We start from the raw sequence: 20,266 nt of genomic DNA on the forward strand, positions 1-20,266 counted from the left end.
CCAGATTTGACTATTTCTCCAGCGATAATTCGCCATTGTTTAGCGCCATGCGCAGCTGAGTCTCCAAACTCATGCGCTCGATTTTGCCGTGATCCATGTTGGCGTTGTAAATCCGGAATGCATTACGCCCGCGCTCTTTCACTTCGTACATTGCCGCATCGGCTTTACGAATCAAGCCATCGATGGTTTGATCATGGTTCGGAAAAAACGCCATGCCTAAACTGGCGGTGATCTGTATTTCACGTTCAAAAATGGGCATCGGTTCCCGAAGTTTGTCGACAATCCCAGTCAGCACGATAGTGGCATCCGCTTCGCTTTCCAGATTTTGCAAAATAAGCACAAATTCGTCTCCCCCCAATCTGGCGACCGTGTCGCTACGACGGACACTGGCCGATAATCGCTCGGCAACTTCCAGCAATAACCTATCGCCAAAGCTGTGCCCCATCGTGTCGTTGATATATTTAAATCGATCAAGATCAACGAAAACCAGACCCAACATTTTGTGGTTACGCTGCGAATTGCGGCAGCCTTGCTCCAAGCGATCATTAAATAACAAGCGATTCGGCAAACCGGTTAATTGGTCGTAATGAGCGAGTACGTACAGATCGTGCTGCCGACGATGCGTAATATCTTCTAAGAGCGCATGGCCGGTGGCCATTCCGACATAGACGTCTTTCTCCAGTATGATGAAGCCATTGACCATATGCCGCATACCGGCGTCGATAATGATCTGGGCCACGTCATCAATGCCCGCGTTAATATCGACGATAATCGGTTTGGCATCCATAATCTCGACGACGCGTTTGTTATGTAACAAATCGCGGGAAAACGGCTTGAGAAAAATTTCACTGATCAGCGCGCGATCCACGATGCCAACCGGGGTACGCTGATGATCAACCACCGCTACGGCCAGTAACTCTTTATCCTGAACAAAACGGTCCAGCACATCGATACAGCGCTCTTGGGTAACGACGGGCTCCACATAGTGCAACAGGCGTCGAACCGATGGTGCCTCGGCATCGACCACCTTTCTTACCGCCTGCATCGGTAACCCCGTGACCTTAACATTTGCGTCGAACATCTTGTCTGGCAAAAACATCGTTATCAAGTGAATTAATGCAATGAAGGCGAAGACCGCAAAACTCTACTTAAAGTCGTTGCGCAGCTTAGCTAACGATATATTTACCAAGTTACAGTAATATGACCTCGTTTAGCGCTCCTAAAAAAGATCGCCCTGTGGTTTCAGCAATACGCCGGCGAGTAGACTGGTAACGCTTGATGGGGGAAATATTCGGAAGCGCTCCCGGCGAATAAGGTACCTACGATGAAACCTGAAAATAATGTCTTAGCAATGCCCCATATCCTGAAACACTATGACGACGAGCTTGGTCAGCTACATGACTCTAGCGTGGAAATGCTCAAATTAATTTTGGAGCAATGGGAGTTGCTCATGGAAGCCATGGATGAGGCTAATCTGGAATCAGCGCTTGAGGTTATCGCCCTGAACAAAGAGATTCGAGAAAACGAGAGTCAAATCCATCAAACTATTTTGCGCTTACTCGCCCAGGAGAATCCGGTAGCTCGGGACTTGAGGGCGGTTTTGTCGATCTCTAAAATTTCCGGAACCATGCTCTACTTCACGAATGAAACGCGAAAAATCGGCAAATTGATTCTGACTCTTTATGAGCCCCGTAGCGGCGTACCCAATGCGCAATTGGTCAGGGATATTGTAAAAATAAGCCATGGCATCCGCATAGCACTGGACAAATTGGTGATTGTATTGAACAGCCAGGACTCCAACAACGCTTACGGATTACTGAAAAGTAGTGCGGACTGCGAGAATGCCATACTGGAAGCGATCCGGCATCAACTCGGTTTTATCAATCAGAATCCACGTCAAGTCGGACCGGGATTAACCATCTTGCAAATACTGAACTCCCTTGAATCATGTCGAAATCATTGTAAAAACTTGGCCGAGTATTGTATTTTCATGATTGATGGCCATGATATACGCCATAAAGACCGCTTAAAAACCAAAACCTTGGACTAATTTCCGACAAAGCGTTATGGGAGCTTATGCCCACCCTTATCGGACTGATGGTGCATGAATGATGCCTAATCATTCTTTCAGCAAAACCGCATCACCAATTCCGGACACTAATCACAGATTATCGGACAATAAAGATGTAATCTCTTGCGCTTTAAATCACCAGGAAACGGCCATGTCCCTAAAAAAACAGATGACCCTGACGCAGCAGATTAATCACGCCTTCTTGGCGCCGAAGGGATACGACGGCTACCGTAATATGCAATCCCACGATGGCCAAGGCATTTACGATTCATACATTCGCCATAGCAAACATATTGCATCCGGCATCACTCAGCAAAACTTCCAAGTCAGTTTTGTCAGCAAATTCGATAGAACCGTTTGAGTGGTTACCGCATTTTATAAAAGCTATTTCTTGATAGATGGCATAACCATCTAATAACTGCAATCTTTCTTAAGACAACTTTAAGAAACGCTCTATAAAGTAAAAGCTCGCTCAATTCCCCTACACGGCAGTAATGGACATTAAACCCTCATACTTAGATCACCAAATCAAATCATCTAAGCACAATAAGCGGCTGTACGTTGCGATAGATGGATCGTTAAAGTCTTGCATGACGGGGCCCTTGTTAGAGTTACCCATCGACTTTAAAGAATGGCCTCAGTCGGGCACCCGTAACATCGTCTTGTTTGCCAGCAGAGCAGCCTAATCCAGGTGCGTAAGGCGGCAAATTTCTATTCAACCTGACACAGTCAATGTTCAACCGGTGCGCTTAGAACGTTCTGGTAAGAAACCCGGTGTGTTGGCGAATACTGTCAGCATATGCCATCAAATCGTTAAATGCCTGAACACTATCTCGATGGTAGGGATGTCGGTTGTTATTTAGCGGATGGGTTAGGTCTTCCATCAAATCGTTTATCACCCGTTCAATCTCCAAAAGCTCTGTCGGCTTCTTATAGAAAAATTCGCTCATTTTCCTGACTCATATTTTCACTTGTTTGAAGCTTTAGCTTACAAATGCCCTATGACATCAATGTGACAAAATGCCCTCAGCGATTTGTTTGTTGGGGGGGCCGACTATAAATAACAGCGGAAAAACCTGCGCGATATATGTGCCTAAGTACTCCAGCGCACCGACTTCGACAAAAAAAATCTCTAGTCTGGATCGGTATCAGTCATCACTCGGAGAGAATGCCATGAGTAAGTCCCCAAAAAGCAATAAAGAAGACAAGAAGAAACCAGCCCACACTCAGAAAGAAAAGAAGGCTATCAAGAAATCTAAAGAAGATTCAAATAACACTGGCGGGGGGTTATTGACGGGAAGGTGATAATTTTGCCCCAATACCGACCCGGAGGCCCCCATTCAGGCAAAAAAAAGCCCCACATTTGCATGTGAGGCCTTAATTTATTTGGCTCCCCCGGACGGGCTCGAACCGCCGACCTAGTGATTAACAGTCGCTAAAGACCATGTTACCACGTATTTCTGCAGGTTGCAGAACATTCCTAAATGCCCGATTATATTGAACTTTATAACATCTTCCGTTTATGGTTGTTTCATTCTGTGACCTTATGTTGCGGAATTCAAGTGACCACAAAGTGACCACGAAATTATGTTTACTGACAAATCGATCAAAGGACTTAAGGCAAAACCGTCGGCATATAGACTTTATGAAAAAGGGCCCGATAAAGGCTTTGGCGTCAAAGTGACGCCAGCTGGAAGCGTAACCTTTTTTATTCAGTATGCAGGTCCAGATGGTAAACAAAAATTCGCAAGCCTGGGCCGGTATCCATCGATTAGTCTATCTGAGGCAAGAGATAGGTGTCGTGAACTGAGACGGGAGATCGATCGCGGAGTTGACCCACAATCTCGCATTGAACTGAGACTTGGCAGCGTAGCTGATTTGTTTGATTACTACATCAAGCACATGGTTGATTCAGGAAAACGAACTTTTGAAAAAGTCGAAGCCGATCTTCATTACAACTGTAAAGACATTTTAGACTTACAAGCCAAGGACGTAACGCCAGCGCATATAAGGAAAATACTTTACACAATTATTACGCGAGGCTCGAATGTTCAGGCTAATCGAATTCGATCTTACTTAAGAAGAGCATTTGAATTAGGGGTTTATCATGATAACGACCCCAAAAACCTATCAAATGATTTTACCTTTCAAATACAAGCTAACCCGGTTGATGCAATTCCAAAGGATACCAGTGCCGAAGTTGCAGGAGAAAGAGCATTATCATTTTCAGAAATCAAAGTGCTTTGGAACGAAACATGCCTTCATGAGCAATTCCATCTAGCCACAAAACTACTGCTACTATATGGCTGCCGTTCTTGGGAGCTCTGCGGCGCAATGAAACATGAGTTTGATTTTGAAGCCATGATTTGGAGCGCCCCACCAGAACGCGTGAAAAACGAACGCTGGCTGATATTGCCTATTACTCCGTTGGCTAAAAAATTACTTAATGAATTATGGCCATATTCTGGAAACTCTGACTATCTTTTTCCAAGCCGATATAATGAAGAAAAACCGATACACAAAACATCTTTGGCGCACGCAATAACTCGAATAAACAGCATAGATACTTTTACACCGAGAGATTTAAGAAGAACAGTAAAAACTCGTATGGGAGAAATTGGCATAGAAAAAAGCATTAGAGATAGGATACAAAATCATGCTCTAAATGACGTAAGCTCAAAACATTATGATAGATATGATTATCTACAAGAAAAACGAAGCGCTTTATTAAAATGGGAAAATCACTTAATCGAGTTGAATACTCACAAAAATACGTTCAGTTGATTTTTATTAGATCGACAATAAATTAGCCATTAATTATTTTTTGATTTAATTCAATCAATGAGTTTTATTCCTTTTTCCTGCCATACCGAAAACTCCAGAGGACGCAAGCCGAAACGGATAGCATTTCCTGCATGTAACGTTTTGAGTTCGTTTTGTATCAAAATAATGAATTTCTGCTTGTCTTCCTGGGACACAGAATTTGGAATGCCTGCCAAGATTGATGCTGCATCTGTCGCCAGTCCATCCCGGACAATGGCTCTTATAACCTCGGCCAGTTCGTTTCGGTAACGTAATCTAACGATGTCCGGCGGCACGAGCTGCTGTTGCACGGCGACGTATTGCTGACATGAACGCTCGTAAGCCCAAATATAGACATCTCTCAACAATTCAATTCGATTCAGCTCATAGACACCGAGGACCGCGTCCACGTAAGCCTGTTGAGGCACATCGATAAAGGACAGTGGACAAAGATTGTGTTGAATCAGCGGGATATTGGCCGCCAACCGCGAAACCCGTTTGTTGACGTCTTCGAAAGGCTGCAAGTAGGGCAAATGCACCATCAGGAAAAACGATTGTTCAAACGGATCGGCGATTTCCGCCGCCATAGTCATGACAATCCCGAACAACTCTTCAATCCGTTGCGGCATCGCAATAGGCAAATATACACTACCCCCAATATCGACCGCCCGATTACGCAGGCGACCACAACTCATCGGGTCCGCCAACAAACCATCCGATAAAAAAGCATGTAAGGCAACAATGGTTTCGGCCGTAACGCCGGCATGCTCGGTATCCCGCACCAAATATTCAATGGCCGACTTGTGATTGAGGATCATCTGGGTTTCCATGACATCCTTGCCTTCAGCCGCCTGACCGAACTCAATCAAGCGTTCAGTATCCAGTCGACTGTAGGTATTGCCTTCCAAGCGGGAAGAAGCCCAAGAAAGGTCGATGAGCAGGCGATTCAGAATGTCACGGGCAAACGTTCCTGCCGGGGTTTGCTCAGACGGCGACCTGCCCAAGGTATGTAATTGTTCGCGTAAACCAGCTGATAAGTAATAGGTGTGGTTTGGATAGTACTGCCCCAGGAAATCCGGTTGGTAGCTGACGGGAGGCCTTTGAGTTCGTGGTTGACGAATAAAGAACTTGATCTCTTCGCCTTCAAGCGAAATGGGAATGTAAACTTCGTCAACGCCATGCCGGTTTGAGTCATCCACACCATCAACTGTGGCGATACCCGTACCAGGCTTTACGACTTTATACTTCAGTGCTCGTCCATCGCCTTCGCTAACAATGCGACGCTCTGCCACTAATGTGGCCAATCGACGTTGTAAAGTGCGGCCCTTAATTTCGAAATCTAGCCATTGCGCAATGTCTTTCGCGCCAATACCTTCGGGATATTGAGCAATCAGCTTTTCGATTCGTTCCAGCTCTTCTGATGGGACTATTTTTGGCATGATTTGATTTTTGGTGTCGCGATTAGTTTTAATGCGCCATTTAATATGTCATTAAACCAAAAATCGCGCCATAAAAACATCCTGGTTGCACATTTAAACTTAATCCAACTTCAGTCCGCTCCAGTCATCACGCTCCGTACCGACCGCAAGATCAAGCAAGGCCAAATTCAGAGGACCAGCGAAAAACCACGAAAAGATCGGTTTTTCCAGCGTATAGAATTTTTGGCAACGTCGTAAACTCGCATCAAGACCATTACGGCGAGCTTGCGATGTGCAATATTCCTTCAAAAAATCTTAAGCTTCAGTTTCCATTTCAAAATGTTGTTAAGCATTTTCGGATTGGCATGATTGTCGGCTTTTGCATCATCAGCCAACCAATGGAATCAATGGCTAATGGAGCCATTCAAATAAACAGCAGCAACCAACAGTCTCCTGGTTCAAAAACCACATTACGGAACACGCTGTGGGGCCAAGTTGCTCGGAGACATGGCATTGACCCCTATATTCTCTATGCCGTTGCGCTCACCGAATCGCGAAAAAACGATGACCAGAATAAAGTCATACCCTCGCCCTGGGCCATCAATAACGCTGGCAACGCCTATATTCCTGGCAGCCAGCAGGAAGCCGAAGCATTGCTCAATCAATTGATGGATCAAGGTAAACGCAATATCGACGTTGGCATGATGCAAGTCAATCTTCGGTGGCATGGCCACCGTGTTGCGAAACCAGAGCAACTCTTGATACCAAGCACCAATCTCGAAATCGGTGCAAGTGTACTCTCCGAGGCCATCCAATCAGTGCCTGGCAATCTTGCACATGGCATAGGCCGATATTTCAGTTGGAAAAATGAGCCGGCAGCCATCCAGTACGGACGGAAAGTTATTGCCCTGGCAAATCAAATTCGCGCAATTCTTTAGCCAATCGAGGATTGCAGAATGGATGAGAATCTCTACAAACTCAATCTCGACTACCTCATTGTCGCTCAATCCTTAATTTTTTCCGGCAGCGAACAGAAAGCCATGTTCTGCTTAGGCTTAACGACCGAAGCGGTTTCGTTACTCCGAAAGATGCCACTCGCACAATTAAAAAGCTTGGCTAGAAGTGATTGCCTGACCTTTGTCCCCCGTTTCAATCCTCATAAATGGAGCAAATTTCTAAACGTCGAAAAAAATGAAGATCCCAATGCACTCGACGCACGAACCATCGACCTTCTGATGCTCTTGTCTGCCCACCCACCTGAGTCATGAGCAACCATTGCCCATTTGCTACTCGGCTTAAAGATCAGTATTGGGCTTATCAATTGCTGAAACGAAGATTACGCACAAAATTTGCCGGCCGGGTCATCAAAACCCTTCGACAGAAAGACTTATGTAATCTCTACTTTTCCCTACACGGAGAAAGTCCGGTCGCTGGCCTAGTCCCTAGCATCCTAGCAATGCCACAGTCACGTGAGTCGTTTCTTTACATGGCGCTATTTGCATCAATCTATCGAAGCGCTTGCTCAAGTGCTATCTCCGCCGAAATGGACCTAAACGCCCTAGTGTTTGCCTGGGATACTTTTTGTGCATTCTATCCAAGCCATATCCAAGAACGCCGACCGTTTGGCCGCATACGGCCAGCAAATTTCGATGAAGCCTGGATTATCACCGAAGCACTGAGAGACGGACTTGCCGAATTGCCTTACTGTACGACCTGCCATACGCCCTATCTAATCATTCATGGCTGCAAATACCAGCAGATCTGTCAAATGTGCGTGCTAAACCAAATCCCTAAGACCAGAATGATTACCTAAGAATTGATCCTAAAAACAGCGTTGTCGTGGCCGCATTGGGGGCGATTCATTATCCGGGCAGCTCATCATCCAGGGAGATAACTTTATGCACCCATTTCAATTCAGAGGACTATAATCCACCCATTCAATCTTCCTATGAAATCAGGCTATGAAAACAGTGAATGTCAGCGGTCTAAAGAACAACCCTAGCGAAGCGTTGCGTATGGCTCACGAGGATATGGTTCTGGTCATGAATAGAAACGAACCGGATGCCGTGATGGTTGGCCTCAAATCCGCCAAAATCATTGGTATGCCGGGTGTGCGCAAAGCCTTGGCAACTGCCCTTTTTAAAGACGGTAACTTGTCACTTGCCCGATCCGCCAAACTGGCCGACATCCCTTTGGCCAGTTTTATTACACACGTCTCGCGTCTGGGCATTCCCGTCATCGATCAAACGGCCGACGAAGTTGAGGACGATTTGGATACCCTGGACCAGTGGCTAAACCAAGCCTGAACGCTGATGGTCAAACAAGTGATTGTCGATGCCAGTCCATTGATCGGACTGGCGTTGGTGGAGGGTTTAATCTGGCTGCCCCAGTTATTTGGCCAGGTTTTCGTACCCGAATCGGTTAAACAAGAAGTTTTACCCGGCAAATCGGCACCGGGTGAACAATCGCTGGCTCACGCATTCGATTCAGGTTGGTTAACGGTATGGCATGAATCCATTACACCTTGTTTAGACATTGATCTGGACGCTGGTGAAACGGATTGCATCAACATCTCACTATCGTCACCCGAAAACTATTTGCTGATCATGGACGAACGTGCCGGCCGGGCTGTGGCCAAAGAATATCAACTGCAGGTCGTCGGTACGGCCGCCGTCATTGGCTTAGCCAAGAAACGAGGTTTGATTGTGTCGGCTCGAGCCGCTTTTGAAGTCCTGCACCGTTCGGATTTTCGAATTTCGGCTACGGTAATCAACAAAATTCTGGCGAGTGTCGGCGAGTAATCGAATCGATATGCAGGCTAATTTTCTTTGCCTTATGAAAATGGCTTTGATTTAAAACCGACTTGGAGTGTTAGTTCATTCGCGGTAGGATTATCAAAACGTTTTAAGCATGGAGAACACTATGCCGACACAGTCATCACTCTCAGATCGGTTCAAACGACCCAGCCAGTCGATTCAAACCCGGTCAAATCACTCGATGTTTAATGGCCATCATGCAACGGTGGATTGTCCTGAATGCCACCGGATCATGGTGCCGCGCGTCATTACCTATTACGGACAACCAACAAAATCGATTTGCCCATTTTGCGGAAGCACTTTTGCATCGTTCCCATCAGGTTTTACACGATTTATCCAATCCAGATACTCAGATGTTCTTTCCTTTTCAGTTCTTCAAAAACTGGTAACCATAACGATATGTCTTGTAGCGCTATGGTTTGTTGCTGACTGGGGAAACCTCTCAGATAACGTCAGTTTGTTTGCAGCATTTGGGACTGCGTTCTTTCTTGCCATGACATTGGCTGAATTAGTATTTCAGGGAATTGAGCGTACGGCGGCCAAGTTTTTTCATCGAAGTAATTATTATTGGGCGATATTGGTACTAGTTTCGATGTTTATTACCCATGAGTATCCATCGGTAGCTGGCTATGTCGCTCTATTTTTCTTTATGATTATTGCTCGTGGTTTTGTTGCTGCCTTTATCCTAGCTCGGAAAAAACCAGTAAAATCCACGTTTCAATAATTGATCAGCCCACGGGCTCGATTATATTGTCCTATCTGGTCAATCAGATCCTGTCTGTTTTGCCCAGCAGCACTTCTCAATAAGTTAGCGATATTATTGCCATCATTTTCACCTTCTTCATTTATCATCCGCTGCTTCGCCTCTCCCAATCCACCAGTGTTTTCACTACTCACAGCGATCCCATCAAAGGCTTCAAACATAGCAGCGCGATAATAAGCTTGTTGACTCGATGTCAGCTTGTCGGCAACTTCATTGACTCTTTGATCAGCCCAGGCTTGCGTAGCTTGAGCAAATCCAGGATAGGACTGGGATGCTGCGTGTTTAAAAGCATCCCATTTTTCAGCGCCTCTTGACCGCGCTTCATCATAACTATTATTGAATTGCTTCAAGTACTCCTGCCCAGCAGCACCCATTGCTTCAAGATTTTTAGCAGTACTGTAGACCCCACCACCAATGTAGTTGTAAGACAACTCTGCGGCAGAAGGCATGTCATTGGCAGTTGCGGCAATTGATTGCCTAAAGTGAGCTGCTTTGACATTCGCCAATTGCCCAAACCCTTCACTTGAATTTTGTTCACGCTCTGCCAGATTGCGATCATGTTGCGCTTCGATACTTGCTTCACCGCCGGCAATTCTCCCCGCTGCAGAGTGAATCTGTATTTGTGCTCGTTGATTTAGCGATTCGGTTTCAACGCGTGGGTCTTTAAGCTGAGCCTGTTCGACTGATGCCCGAACCTTGCCTGTTTCCGGTGCATTGGACTTCAGGGATTCGTTCTGGCTGGCATTCCAGCTTTGATCAGCTTGTGGCGCATTAAAGGTATCGCCAAGCAGTTGGTAACCCGAGATTTGCGCTTGCTGCGACTGTTGATCATCCAGTGTACGGTAACTGGGTGACGAAAAGCCGGTCAATAACGACATCCCAGCGGCGGCATAGGCTTGATCGGCATCGCTAATCCAACCGGCGACTTTCCACTGCGACGCCAGTCGTTGGGTATCACCACGCAGCCCATACTGATCGAGGGTTTGATCCAGGCGCTCCATCAACGTGTTGTCATGAGCGATCTTGTAACCGGTTTCCGCCGCGCCGAAACTGGCTTGCGTCCCGAAGCGTTGTTGAGCTGATAGGGTTTGCTGATAGGATTCACTGGCGGATACCGCATCCGTTGCGCTGTGTTGCAGTGAGGACAACGATTGATTTTGCAGTCCCATTGAGGCGACGTTTCGGGTGCCGGTTTGCGCATCCATTGCCAGGCTTTTCGCCAACCCAGCCTGATAGCCCTGACTGTCGTTAACAGTTTGACTGATGTCGGCGGCAACGGCATCGGATTTATCCTGGCTGACCTTGAAGTCATTTTGCAGTCGACCGGAGAGTACGCCGCTCAATTGATCGTTACCAAGTTTGGCGCCGGCATTGGCGCTGCCGGCAACCAGTGCCGAGAACTGATCCGCGGAAATGCCGGTGTCTGCATGCTTCTTGGCAAAGGCCTCTCCGAACTGACGGTTATAGGCATCGGTATAACTGGAACTACTGGCAATCTGATTACCCAGCGAACGGCTATCAAATGCATCACTGGTGATACTCGCCGACTTCGACGCGGTTGACGACACGCTGTTCATGAAACTGCTGGTCGCCTGTTCCGAAGCGCTGTACGCCGACGATACCGCCGCACTCATGTCCTTGCCGGCAGTAAAGGTGGGCAGCACCTTGTCAACGCCGGTTTGCGTGACCGCCGATAACGGACTGTATTGATGTTGCGCCTGTGCATTCAATACCGGCGCCGGACTGATCACGTCGGGCGTGGCGATTTTTTCGTTTACATAATCGCCGCCGTCCATGCGTCCCAGGAAATGGGTGGCAGTAACTGCCCCCCGATAAATCAGCATCAAGGTAATGGCTGGCGTCGACGCCGCCAACATGCCGCCAATGGATAACCACTGCTGCAATTCCATATCCAATTGGTAAATGCCCATCATCGACGGCAGATTGTAGGTGGCCGTGGTCAGCGCCGCCATTTTGCCGGCGGCCGACATCTGGATGAATAGATTGATCACCGCCAGTATCGGCATCCACAACTGGATCCAGAGCAGCATCGAGAAGTAGCCGATATTCATCCGGATGCCGACATTGCCCAGCATCACTACGAAGGCCATGATCGGTGCGATGGCGTAACTCAAGCCTTCGATAAACGCCATCATCGGTCGGACGATCTTGGCAAACAGGGTTTGTTCGGCGGCCCATTGGGTATTACGTTGCTGGATGGCTTGCTCGACCATCGCTGCTTTGTTCCAGTGTAAGCCGTCTTCATGCCGGCCGATCACGCCTTTTTCGAACATTGGCATGATGGCCGACATTAGCATGTAATCGGCGGCATCGACCACACCGGGTCCCGCCAGCGCGTCGAAGGCATCCTGGATTTTCGGTACCGTGTCGGCTGCCGCTGGTACGGCCAAGCTCGGTTGCAACAAGCCTTCCAGCGCCGTCGCAAAATTACCGGTGGCCACCACGCTCAAATCCGCCCAGGCATCCGCGCAGGTTTTGGTTTGCGGTTGGCCGCCGACATAGATTTGGGTCATGTAGATGTCGGAATCAAACCTGATCGCATTCAACGGATCGGCATCACGCAAAATGGCATCCACCGATTTCTGGTTCAGGTCGACACCGGTCAACGTGCATTCGCGCACATAATTCGCAAACGAAGTTTCCATGTCGCTGCCGGCATTCGGCACGTTGGCCGCGCCTAAATTCACCCGCGACAATAGATTTTTTCGTACTGCCGTCAAAGTCTGCAAACTGTCGGCAAAGCCATTGCCTGTCATGGACGGCGTGCCAAAGCCTTGTTCGAATAACCGTGTCGTACGATAACCCATGTTCGACATCACGCTGCCTACGACCGCCGGCCCCAACGGTACGTTGTCGACCACTACCACGCTGCCCGTATAAGCATCCTCGATCGACACCCGCACCGACGGCGCATACAGCATCAGCCACAACACATACGCCAGCAACAAATCCTGATAACGAATGCCACGACCATCCCATTGCAACAGCGCCCGGAGCATGACGATGATGACACCGATCAAACCACCGACCGCCGCAGCTGTGCGGTAATCGCCGGTACCGGAAATCATCGCAATGGCATTCAGTACGGCTTGCAGATAGGCGGAATCGCCCACGGAGAAGATTTCAAACATGGACGACCTGCCTTTTAAACAACGAGGAAGAAAACCATCATGGGGGACGTGGAATGAACGTTTAAGGACTTGGCCAAGCCATCCCGGTAGCGGGCAATTGCGCCACGGTGCCGTAGTGTTTAGGCTTCACGGTATTCATCAATTGCTGGTAAAACGCCATCAAGGTTTGCGGATTGCCATAACGGCCGGCGATGGTGACGTATTCATCCTGGATTTGCTCCCTTGCATCCTTCAAGGCATCCATCAGCAATTTGGCGTAGGCGTGGTCGTTCATGTGCGCGGCGGTTTGCACGGCATTCAGTAAATCGTTAACGATCAGCTGCGCCAATTCCAAGGCAATCACCGGTGCCGCTTCTTCGGCCCACAGCTTGGCAATGCCGGCGTCCTCCCTCGCCAGGTTATGGATCATGCCGCCAATGGCATCCGGCACGGTTTGCATGAAGGCTTTTTCGCTGTCGGTGATTTGGCCGCTGTTGGTCGAGAATTTGTAAATCAAGCCATTGCCGGTATTGGCCGAACCCAGCAAGATTTCCATCACCCGCTGTTTCAAGCCGACCAGATTGACGTTCTGGACGATGGGTTTCAGGCACTGATCGGCATCGTGCCCATCGCTACAAGTATAAATCCTGACGGTTTGATAGCTGTTGCCGGCGTCGTTGCCGTACATCAAATCCTTGATCCGCAACACTGGTGGCGGCGCGCTGATAGCATTGTTTTCGCCTTTGCCGTCGGGTGCGGCTTGCGGGGCATCGACGATCACCGTACCGGAAATACTCATTGCCGCTTCCAGCAAACTGTTGCCACCAAACCGAAACCAGCCGCCGGCGTTTTGGTTGACCAAGGCCCGCCACACCAGATTACCCTGGATGATCTTGGTCATATCCGTCTGGTCGTTCTGTTTGACCTGCTGTACCGGATCGCCCAGGGTGCTGGTATTGGTCCAGCTGGAAAAGACATCCGAAATGCCTTGGGTAAACGAGGCATTGGACAAGTTGGTTTTGCTTTGCAGGTCGAAGGCTTTGACGGTATCGTTCACCAAGCCCTGCGCCAACCGGCAGGAGTTGCTGAACATCTGGTTCATCTCCTGGATTTTCTTTTGCAGATCGGTCATCACCGAAGCACACCAGGGACACATCGCGCCGACGGCGAGTTGGAATGCATAGCCTGAGGCATTGGCGGCGACATTGCGCAGCAATTGCACGAACTGGTTGAAGTTGATGAAACTGAAACTGCCGGCGAACAAATCGATACCGCCGCAGCCGGCGCTGAACGAGGGCGGCACAAACGACACCAGATTGGTGTTGGTGATGCCGTTCCGCGCCACTAAGCTGCCGCCGGTAATCACGCCGCGGCGCTGTCCCAAATGCGCGGTCGGCGCCGTGAAGTTGGTCATGGTGCCGAACATGCTGTCCATTTCCTGTTGCAGGTCGGCATAGGCTGGAACGGCACTTTCAACCAACAAAATCAACACTACGATCTGACGATAGCGTAATCGAAACGTAAACGACGTCATGGCGTGTTCCCCCTTTGCGCACTGCGTTGCAATGCCTGGATCAGTGACAGTGGATCTTGAGTGACCGCAGGGCTGATGCTACCGGCGGCCGGTAACAACATCGGTGTGTTACGGATGCCCTGAGTGGTTTGGTATTGCGAGGCATCGATCCAACCGGCTTCCTTGGCGGCCAGCAGAATCCGTCCGGTGACTTCTTCCAACGACAACGCGCCTTGCGCCAACGGCACAATTTGCTTGGGCGGTTTCATCAGGAACAGCGCCGGGGTTTGTTCGACGCCCAACATCGCCGCCTGACCGTTATCCCGTTTGAACTGGCTGAAAAAGCCGTTCGGCATCGGCAAACCATCCAGCGACACGGGATATATTTTGAAACCGTAAGCGTTTTCCAGCATGGCCAGAATCGGCGCCTGCACATGGCAATAAGGGCAATCGGACCGGAAGAAAAACAAAATGCCGGCTTGCGCTGCAATTGCTTTCAAGGCCTGCTCAGCCACCACACTGGCTTGATGATTCGCTTCATTCGCCGCATAGGTGGCCACCGGACGGCGCACGGTTTCATCGAGTTGCGGGTCGGACATCACCACGTAACGCGCCGCGTTGGTAAAACGCTCGGCTTTATCCATCATGACCCGCTGCAAATAGTAAAACGCCGCTACATTCTCGGGACTCGGATCGTCGATCGCCTGGTTCAGGTAATGCTCCAGGTTTTGCTTCAACCAGGCGGAGGACAGTGGCTGGGGTTCTGCAGAAGGATGGGCTTGAGTTTTGGGTTCAATTTCAGCTTTAACGACGCTGGGCGGTTTACTGTCAGGCTTGGGCTTTTCCTGATCGGCTTGGGTTTCGGGTTGGGATTTTTTAACCGGCTCCGACAACACCTCATACCAAAACCAGCCGCGCTGTTTGTCGGCAAAATAGGAAACCTCGGGCGCGTCGTCTTTACCCATCGCCAGCGAGGCTCTGAGACACAAACTCATGATGATCGGTAAAGAAATGGCGTTTCGGTTCATCGCGCCATTGTCCGTCAGATTTTCCCAGCGACTTTTGCAGCTGACGACGAAAACGCCATCAGCTACAAGATGGTTCGGAAAGCGATCGCAGATCGCGACCGTAACGGCAGACGATCGCAAATTCGGCGTCAACTGCAATCGGTATCCCATATCGGTTGCCTAAAATGCTGGCGTTATTGCGAACGGGCGATGACCCGTAAATCCCAACAGGAAATCGACTTTCGATTTGCCTACGCTAATAGGGAAACGAGGCAACGGCAATCGGCCTGAAAGCCGAAGTTATTTCCTAGATAGGCATGAATCACTCCATTTTGCCAAGGCAATGCCTAAATGAACCATCGGGAAAATGACAGTGAAATGCCTACTGCGGTAGGCATTTAAGGTGCAAAACCTATGCACTAAGGCGCTTTCCATGGCTCGCAATGAACAGAAAATCCCGTTAGGCATTGTTCATGCCTATCCCTACAGTTAAGTAATAGGAAAATTCATGTCCAGCGAAGAATCTGTCAAAGCTCAGTCCAAGCTCACCGAACAAGACATACTGCATTGGGTCGAAACCCGGTGCGATCATCTCCAGGCGCAAGGCAAAGTATTGGTCGATGATTATTGGCGCCAAATGAAAAGCCAGCGCCAGAAACACAGCAAAAGCGAATCGGGCCGAATCGGCGTCCGCATCCGCTGCCGCGAAAACCAACGCGCATTCAGCATTGAGTGGTACCGCATGGCCACATTGCGACAAAACGGTCAAACCAAGCCCATTGCGCAGTACGTTAAGAAAGGCCGTGGCTATCGTTATCCGCTTGGCAACCTGCTGAAGGGCGAACCCACCTGGGAAGCGGAATTAGTAGAAGAACTTGAAACCGAGTTTGCCCATATCCGGCAACAGCTCGATCGGCTGGGAAAAATTCGCGATGCGGTGCAGCGTTATTGCAAGGTAATCTATGCCAATGACAAATTCATCGGTTGAGATGGCTAAATGACAATCTTTGCCCCGATAAACCAGAGAGCATCATGGTCCCCGATTGTTAAGGGTTGTCGGATGCCTTCTCATCATTTGATGATAAACCTGTGACCACAAACCTTGGTGGGCAGGCGTCGGACAACCCTTAACAGATTTGCTCCTTCGGTTTGCACCTTGATTAAACGTCAGCTATCGAGTAAGACGAACTCACAGTATCGGCCATTACCCGACCTTCGGGCTAACTATCCAATTTCAATAGTTCAGGCACCCGGTGACTCAGCCGAATGTCAGGTATTCGGCAAGAAAATTGACGGAATAACTGCGTCACCACGGCCAACAAGAGACAGCCGCCAAATCGAAAATCCAACTTTCTGAAAGTTCGTTCTCAACCAGTAACCTGACGGTCATGAAAACACAAAGTTTCACGAGGTACATGAGAGATGGGCCTTGTTGCCTCGGCCCATCTCCAACGTCTCGGCAATACATGTTCTTGCCGTTCGACGAATGGGTTTACATCTGACGATGCATCGCTGCCATGCTCAGATTGGCTTCGGCAGCTTTTTCATAGGCATTGATCAGCACTCGGCAATGGCCTATCAAACTATCGGCCTGTTTACCGTAAATGTTGCTTTTTGACTGGTATTGGCTGAGCAGCTTTTTGTGTTCATCAACTTTCAGCTGTAGATCCTTCGCTGCCTCTTCGTAATGTTTTGCCAACGCCTCATGATCGGCCTTGGTCGTCGCGCTTTGCACGGCTTGACTCATATCCATCGGGTGCGGGTTCATCTCGCTGCATGCAGCCAGTAAACCGGCGGTTAAAAGCAAGCTAATCAGTAATTTTGTCTTCATGGGTTTTCTCCAGGTTATAAATGGCTTAAAAAACATCGTTTTTCATTTTGTTATCGTGGCCCCCTTTTTTTTAATAAAGTCATTAGATCGATGCTTAGACTTCTTGTGGTTTGCGTCTCTCCTGGAGTTGCAGCACCAAACTGTAAATTACCGGAAACACTAAAAGACTCAATATCAATACGGTCAGCATACCGCCAAACGCCGGAGCGGCGACGCGTTGCGTGACATCCGCACCGGTGCCGGTCGCCCACATGATGGGCATCAGGCCTATGATATTGGCCAGCGAGGTAATCGCTACCGGCCGCACCCGCAGCGCCGTCGCCACTTCGCTGGCCGCCCTGATTTCCTCGCCGCTCAGTGGCGCCTGTTTTTGCGCCCGCAACTTGTCGATTTCAATATCGATAAAACTCAGCACCATCACTCCGGTTTCGGCCGCCGTACCGGCCAGGGCGATGAAGCCGACGTAGACGGCAATCGACAGGTTGAAATCCAGCCAATACACGAACCAGATACCGCCAATCAGACTGAACGGAATCGCCAACATGACGATGGCCGGCTCGGTGATATTGCGAAAAGCGGTGTACAGCAGGATAAAGATCAGCAGCAAGGTGATGGGCACCACGATGCGCAAGCGTTCCGCCGCACGCTGCATGTATTCGAATTGACCCGACCAGGTGACGGTATAGCCGGCCGGCAGTGTGACCTTTTCGGTTAAGGTCTTTTTCGCCTGCTCCACATAACCGCCGATATCGGAGGTTTTTAGGTCGACATAAATCCAGGCATTGGGCCGCGCATCCTCGGTTTTAATCACATCCGTGCCGCGATTGAAGTTGATGTCCGCCACCGCCGTCAAAGGAATCTGACTGCCTGTCGGAGTGGGAATCAAAACCCGCCGCAAGGCTTCCGGGTTATCGCGCAGATCGCGCGGGTAGCGCAGATTGACCGGATAGCGCTCCAGTCCTTCGACGGTTTCGGTGATATTCATGCCGCCGATTGCGGTTTGGATCACGTCCTGCACATCGCCGACCGTCAAGCCGTAACGCGCGGCGGCTTCGCGGTTGATGTCGAAATCCAGGAAATAGCCGCCGACTGCCCGGTCGCCATAAGCCGACAGCGTGTCCGGCAAGGTTTTCATGGCTTGTTCGATTTGCAACGACAGGGATTGCAGCACGTTCAGGTCGGGACCGGATACCTTGATGCCCACCGGGGTCTTGATGCCGGTAGACAGCATGTCTATCCGGGTTTTGATGGGCATGGTCCAGGCGTTGGCCAAGCCGGGAAAATGAATGGCTTTGTCCATCTCATCCATCAGTTGCCGGGTGGTTTTGCTTGGATCGGGCCATTGGTCTTGCGGTTTGAGTTGTATGGTGGTTTCCACCATCATCAACGGTGCGGCATCGGTGGCGGTTTCGGCCCTGCCGATCTTGCCGAACACACTATGCACCTCGGGAAAGGTCTTGATGATCTTGTCGGTCTGTTGCAACACTTCCTTGGCTTTGGTGATGGAGATGCCTGGAAAGGTGGTGGGCATATATAAAATGTCGCCTTCATCCAGCGGCGGCATGAATTCGCTGCCCAATTGGGATAAGGGATAGAGCGTAGAAGCCATCAGCAGCAGTGCCACGATCAGCGTCGCACCCCGCCAGCGCATCGCCATCTTTAATACTGGCGAATGGATGGTATGCAGGAAGAGATTGATCGGATTTTTGTGCTCGGGAATAATCTTGCCGCGCACAAAATACCCCATCAATACCGGCACCAGCGTGATGGTCAAGATCGCGGCGGCCGCCATTGCATAGGTTTTGGTGTACGCCAGTGGGCTGAATAGACGGCCTTCCTGCGCTTCCATGGTGATAATGGGCAGGAAGGACACGGTGATCACCAGCAAGGACGAAAACAAACCGGAGCCGACTTCGCGCGACGCGTTGCCGATGGCTTGCCAACGTTCCTGTGAAGTCAGCTTGGCTTGCTTCTTCTCGGCTGCTTCGGCAAGGTGTTTATGGGCATTTTCGACCATCACCACGCCGCCATCGACCATGTCGCCGATCGCCAGCGCGATGCCGCCCAAGGACATGATGTTGGCGTTCATGCCTTGCCATTTCATCACGATAAAGGCCATCAATATCCCCAGCGGCAAGGTGATGACAATCACCAAGGCTGAGCGCAGATGCAGTAAAAACAAGGCCACCAAGGCGCAGACGATGATCAGCTCCTGGCTCAGCGCCTCTTTCAAGGTATCCACGGCTCGCTCGATCAAACTGCCTCGATCGTAGACGGGGACGATTTCCACGCCTTCCGGCAGGCCTTTCTTGAGTTCATCCAGTTTTTTGCGCACGTCCTCGATGGTCGCCAAGGCATTTTCGCCGAAACGCATCACCACCACGCCGCCGGCCACTTCGCCTTCACCGTTGAGTTCGGTGACTCCACGCCGCAGTTCCGGGCCAATCTGGACATGCGCCACATCCTGCAGGCGTATCGGCGTGCCGTTGGCGTCGACTCCCACCGGTATGGTATTCAGATCGGCGATGGATTTGATATAGCCCAGGCCTCTGACCATATATTCGGTTTCGCCGACTTCCAGCAAACGTCCGCCGACATCGTTATTGGAGCGTTTGATGGCCATCATCACCGTGGACAAGGCAATGTCATAGGCTTGCAGGGCGTTGGGATCGACTTCCACCTGGTATTGTTTGACGTAACCGCCGACTGAGGCGACCTCGGAAACGCCGGGCACGGTCTGTAAGGGATAGCGTAAGTACCAGTCCTGAATCGAACGCAGTTGAGCCAGATCATGCTTGCCGGTCTTGTCCACCAAGGCATATTCGTAAATCCAGCCAACGCCGGTGGCATCCGGCCCCAACGCTGGCGTGACGCTTTGCGGCAGACGATTTTTCACATAGTTGAGGTATTCCAG

At 49.8% G+C, this 20,266-nt stretch carries 17 protein-coding genes; 10 read left to right on the forward strand and 7 right to left on the reverse strand.

The genetic code is table 11. From position 1 onward, the window contains the following. Positions 1-10 precede the first annotated feature (10 nt). Positions 11-1,081, reverse strand: a complete 1,071-nt coding sequence (locus A1332_RS07525; RefSeq protein WP_231890240.1) for a GGDEF domain-containing protein — start codon at positions 1,079-1,081, stop codon at positions 11-13. 243 nt (positions 1,082-1,324) lie between these two features. Here A1332_RS07525 and A1332_RS07530 point away from each other — a divergent pair, with 243 nt between their 5' ends. From A1332_RS07530 to A1332_RS07545, 4 genes are all read left to right on the forward strand, one after another. After that, entirely contained in the window at positions 1,325-2,050 is a 726-nt protein-coding gene (locus A1332_RS07530; protein ID WP_064007899.1) for a phosphate signaling complex PhoU family protein, read from the forward strand. A 172-nt stretch (positions 2,051-2,222) separates the two neighbouring features. Then, positions 2,223-2,432, forward strand: a complete 210-nt coding sequence (locus tag A1332_RS24695; protein ID WP_082879590.1) for a hypothetical protein — start codon at positions 2,223-2,225, stop codon at positions 2,430-2,432. Between the two features lie 812 nt (positions 2,433-3,244). Continuing rightward, the gene (locus A1332_RS26285; RefSeq protein WP_269454647.1) at positions 3,245-3,376 is read left to right on the forward strand and encodes a hypothetical protein; all 132 of its coding nucleotides are present in this window, start codon (positions 3,245-3,247) and stop codon (positions 3,374-3,376) included. Between the two features lie 282 nt (positions 3,377-3,658). Next, positions 3,659-4,855, forward strand: a complete 1,197-nt coding sequence (locus tag A1332_RS07545; RefSeq protein ID WP_064007902.1) for a tyrosine-type recombinase/integrase — start codon at positions 3,659-3,661, stop codon at positions 4,853-4,855. A gap of 50 nt (positions 4,856-4,905) precedes the next feature. On the opposite strand, the gene A1332_RS07550 is transcribed toward A1332_RS07545, so the two are convergent. Then, positions 4,906-6,312 carry a Fic family protein gene (locus A1332_RS07550; RefSeq protein ID WP_064007903.1) on the reverse strand — a complete coding sequence of 469 codons (1,407 nt, stop codon included), beginning with the start codon at positions 6,310-6,312 and terminating at the stop codon, positions 4,906-4,908. Between the two features lie 269 nt (positions 6,313-6,581). Between A1332_RS07550 and A1332_RS07555 the strand changes: the two genes are divergently transcribed. From A1332_RS07555 to A1332_RS25245, 5 genes are all read left to right on the forward strand, one after another. Continuing rightward, positions 6,582-7,229 carry a transglycosylase SLT domain-containing protein gene (locus A1332_RS07555; protein ID WP_020482759.1) on the forward strand — a complete coding sequence of 216 codons (648 nt, stop codon included), beginning with the start codon at positions 6,582-6,584 and terminating at the stop codon, positions 7,227-7,229. Between the two features lie 18 nt (positions 7,230-7,247). Continuing rightward, positions 7,248-7,559: a flagellar transcriptional regulator FlhD gene (locus A1332_RS07560; RefSeq protein ID WP_064007904.1), complete on the forward strand. Its 312-nt coding sequence runs from the start codon at positions 7,248-7,250 to the stop codon at positions 7,557-7,559. Positions 7,560-8,252: 693 nt separating this feature from the next. Further along, positions 8,253-8,597 (forward strand): UPF0175 family protein, encoded by a 345-nt coding sequence (locus A1332_RS07570; RefSeq protein ID WP_064007906.1) that lies wholly within the window; start codon positions 8,253-8,255, stop codon positions 8,595-8,597. 6 nt (positions 8,598-8,603) lie between these two features. Next, positions 8,604-9,092, forward strand: a complete 489-nt coding sequence (locus tag A1332_RS07575; RefSeq protein WP_064007907.1) for a DUF3368 domain-containing protein — start codon at positions 8,604-8,606, stop codon at positions 9,090-9,092. Between the two features lie 121 nt (positions 9,093-9,213). Beyond that, positions 9,214-9,831 carry a hypothetical protein gene (locus tag A1332_RS25245; RefSeq protein ID WP_157203968.1) on the forward strand — a complete coding sequence of 206 codons (618 nt, stop codon included), beginning with the start codon at positions 9,214-9,216 and terminating at the stop codon, positions 9,829-9,831. Here the strand turns inward: A1332_RS25245 and A1332_RS07585 are convergent. The 3 genes from A1332_RS07585 to A1332_RS07595 all read right to left on the reverse strand — a co-directional run bounded on the left by A1332_RS07585 (position 9,825) and on the right by A1332_RS07595 (position 15,542). Next, complete coding sequence (locus tag A1332_RS07585) at positions 9,825-13,022, reverse strand: conjugal transfer protein TraG N-terminal domain-containing protein (RefSeq protein WP_064007909.1); 3,198 nt, start codon at positions 13,020-13,022, stop codon at positions 9,825-9,827. The genes A1332_RS25245 and A1332_RS07585 overlap by 7 nt on opposite strands. Positions 13,023-13,083: 61 nt before the next feature. After that, positions 13,084-14,535 (reverse strand): conjugal transfer protein TraH, encoded by a 1,452-nt coding sequence (locus A1332_RS07590; protein ID WP_082879588.1) that lies wholly within the window; start codon positions 14,533-14,535, stop codon positions 13,084-13,086. Further along, positions 14,532-15,542 (reverse strand): conjugal transfer protein TraF, encoded by a 1,011-nt coding sequence (locus A1332_RS07595; protein WP_064007913.1) that lies wholly within the window; start codon positions 15,540-15,542, stop codon positions 14,532-14,534. Before A1332_RS07595 ends, A1332_RS07590 begins: the two co-directional genes overlap by 4 nt. Positions 15,543-16,029: 487 nt before the next feature. Here A1332_RS07595 and mobI point away from each other — a divergent pair, with 487 nt between their 5' ends. Beyond that, positions 16,030-16,509, forward strand: a complete 480-nt coding sequence (mobI, locus tag A1332_RS07600) for a conjugative transfer protein MobI(A/C) (RefSeq protein WP_064007910.1) — start codon at positions 16,030-16,032, stop codon at positions 16,507-16,509. Between the two features lie 504 nt (positions 16,510-17,013). Here mobI and A1332_RS07605 read toward each other — a convergent pair. Next, on the reverse strand, positions 17,014-17,352 hold the full coding sequence (locus A1332_RS07605; protein WP_064007911.1) for a hypothetical protein: 339 nt from the start codon (positions 17,350-17,352) through the stop codon (positions 17,014-17,016). A 94-nt stretch (positions 17,353-17,446) separates the two neighbouring features. Then, a partial coding sequence (locus A1332_RS07610; RefSeq protein WP_064007914.1) for an efflux RND transporter permease subunit occupies positions 17,447-20,266 on the reverse strand: 2,820 nt, incomplete at its 5' end.

This window comes from Methylomonas methanica (assembly GCF_001644035.1).
Lineage (GTDB): Bacteria > Pseudomonadota > Gammaproteobacteria > Methylococcales > Methylomonadaceae > Methylomonas > Methylomonas methanica_A.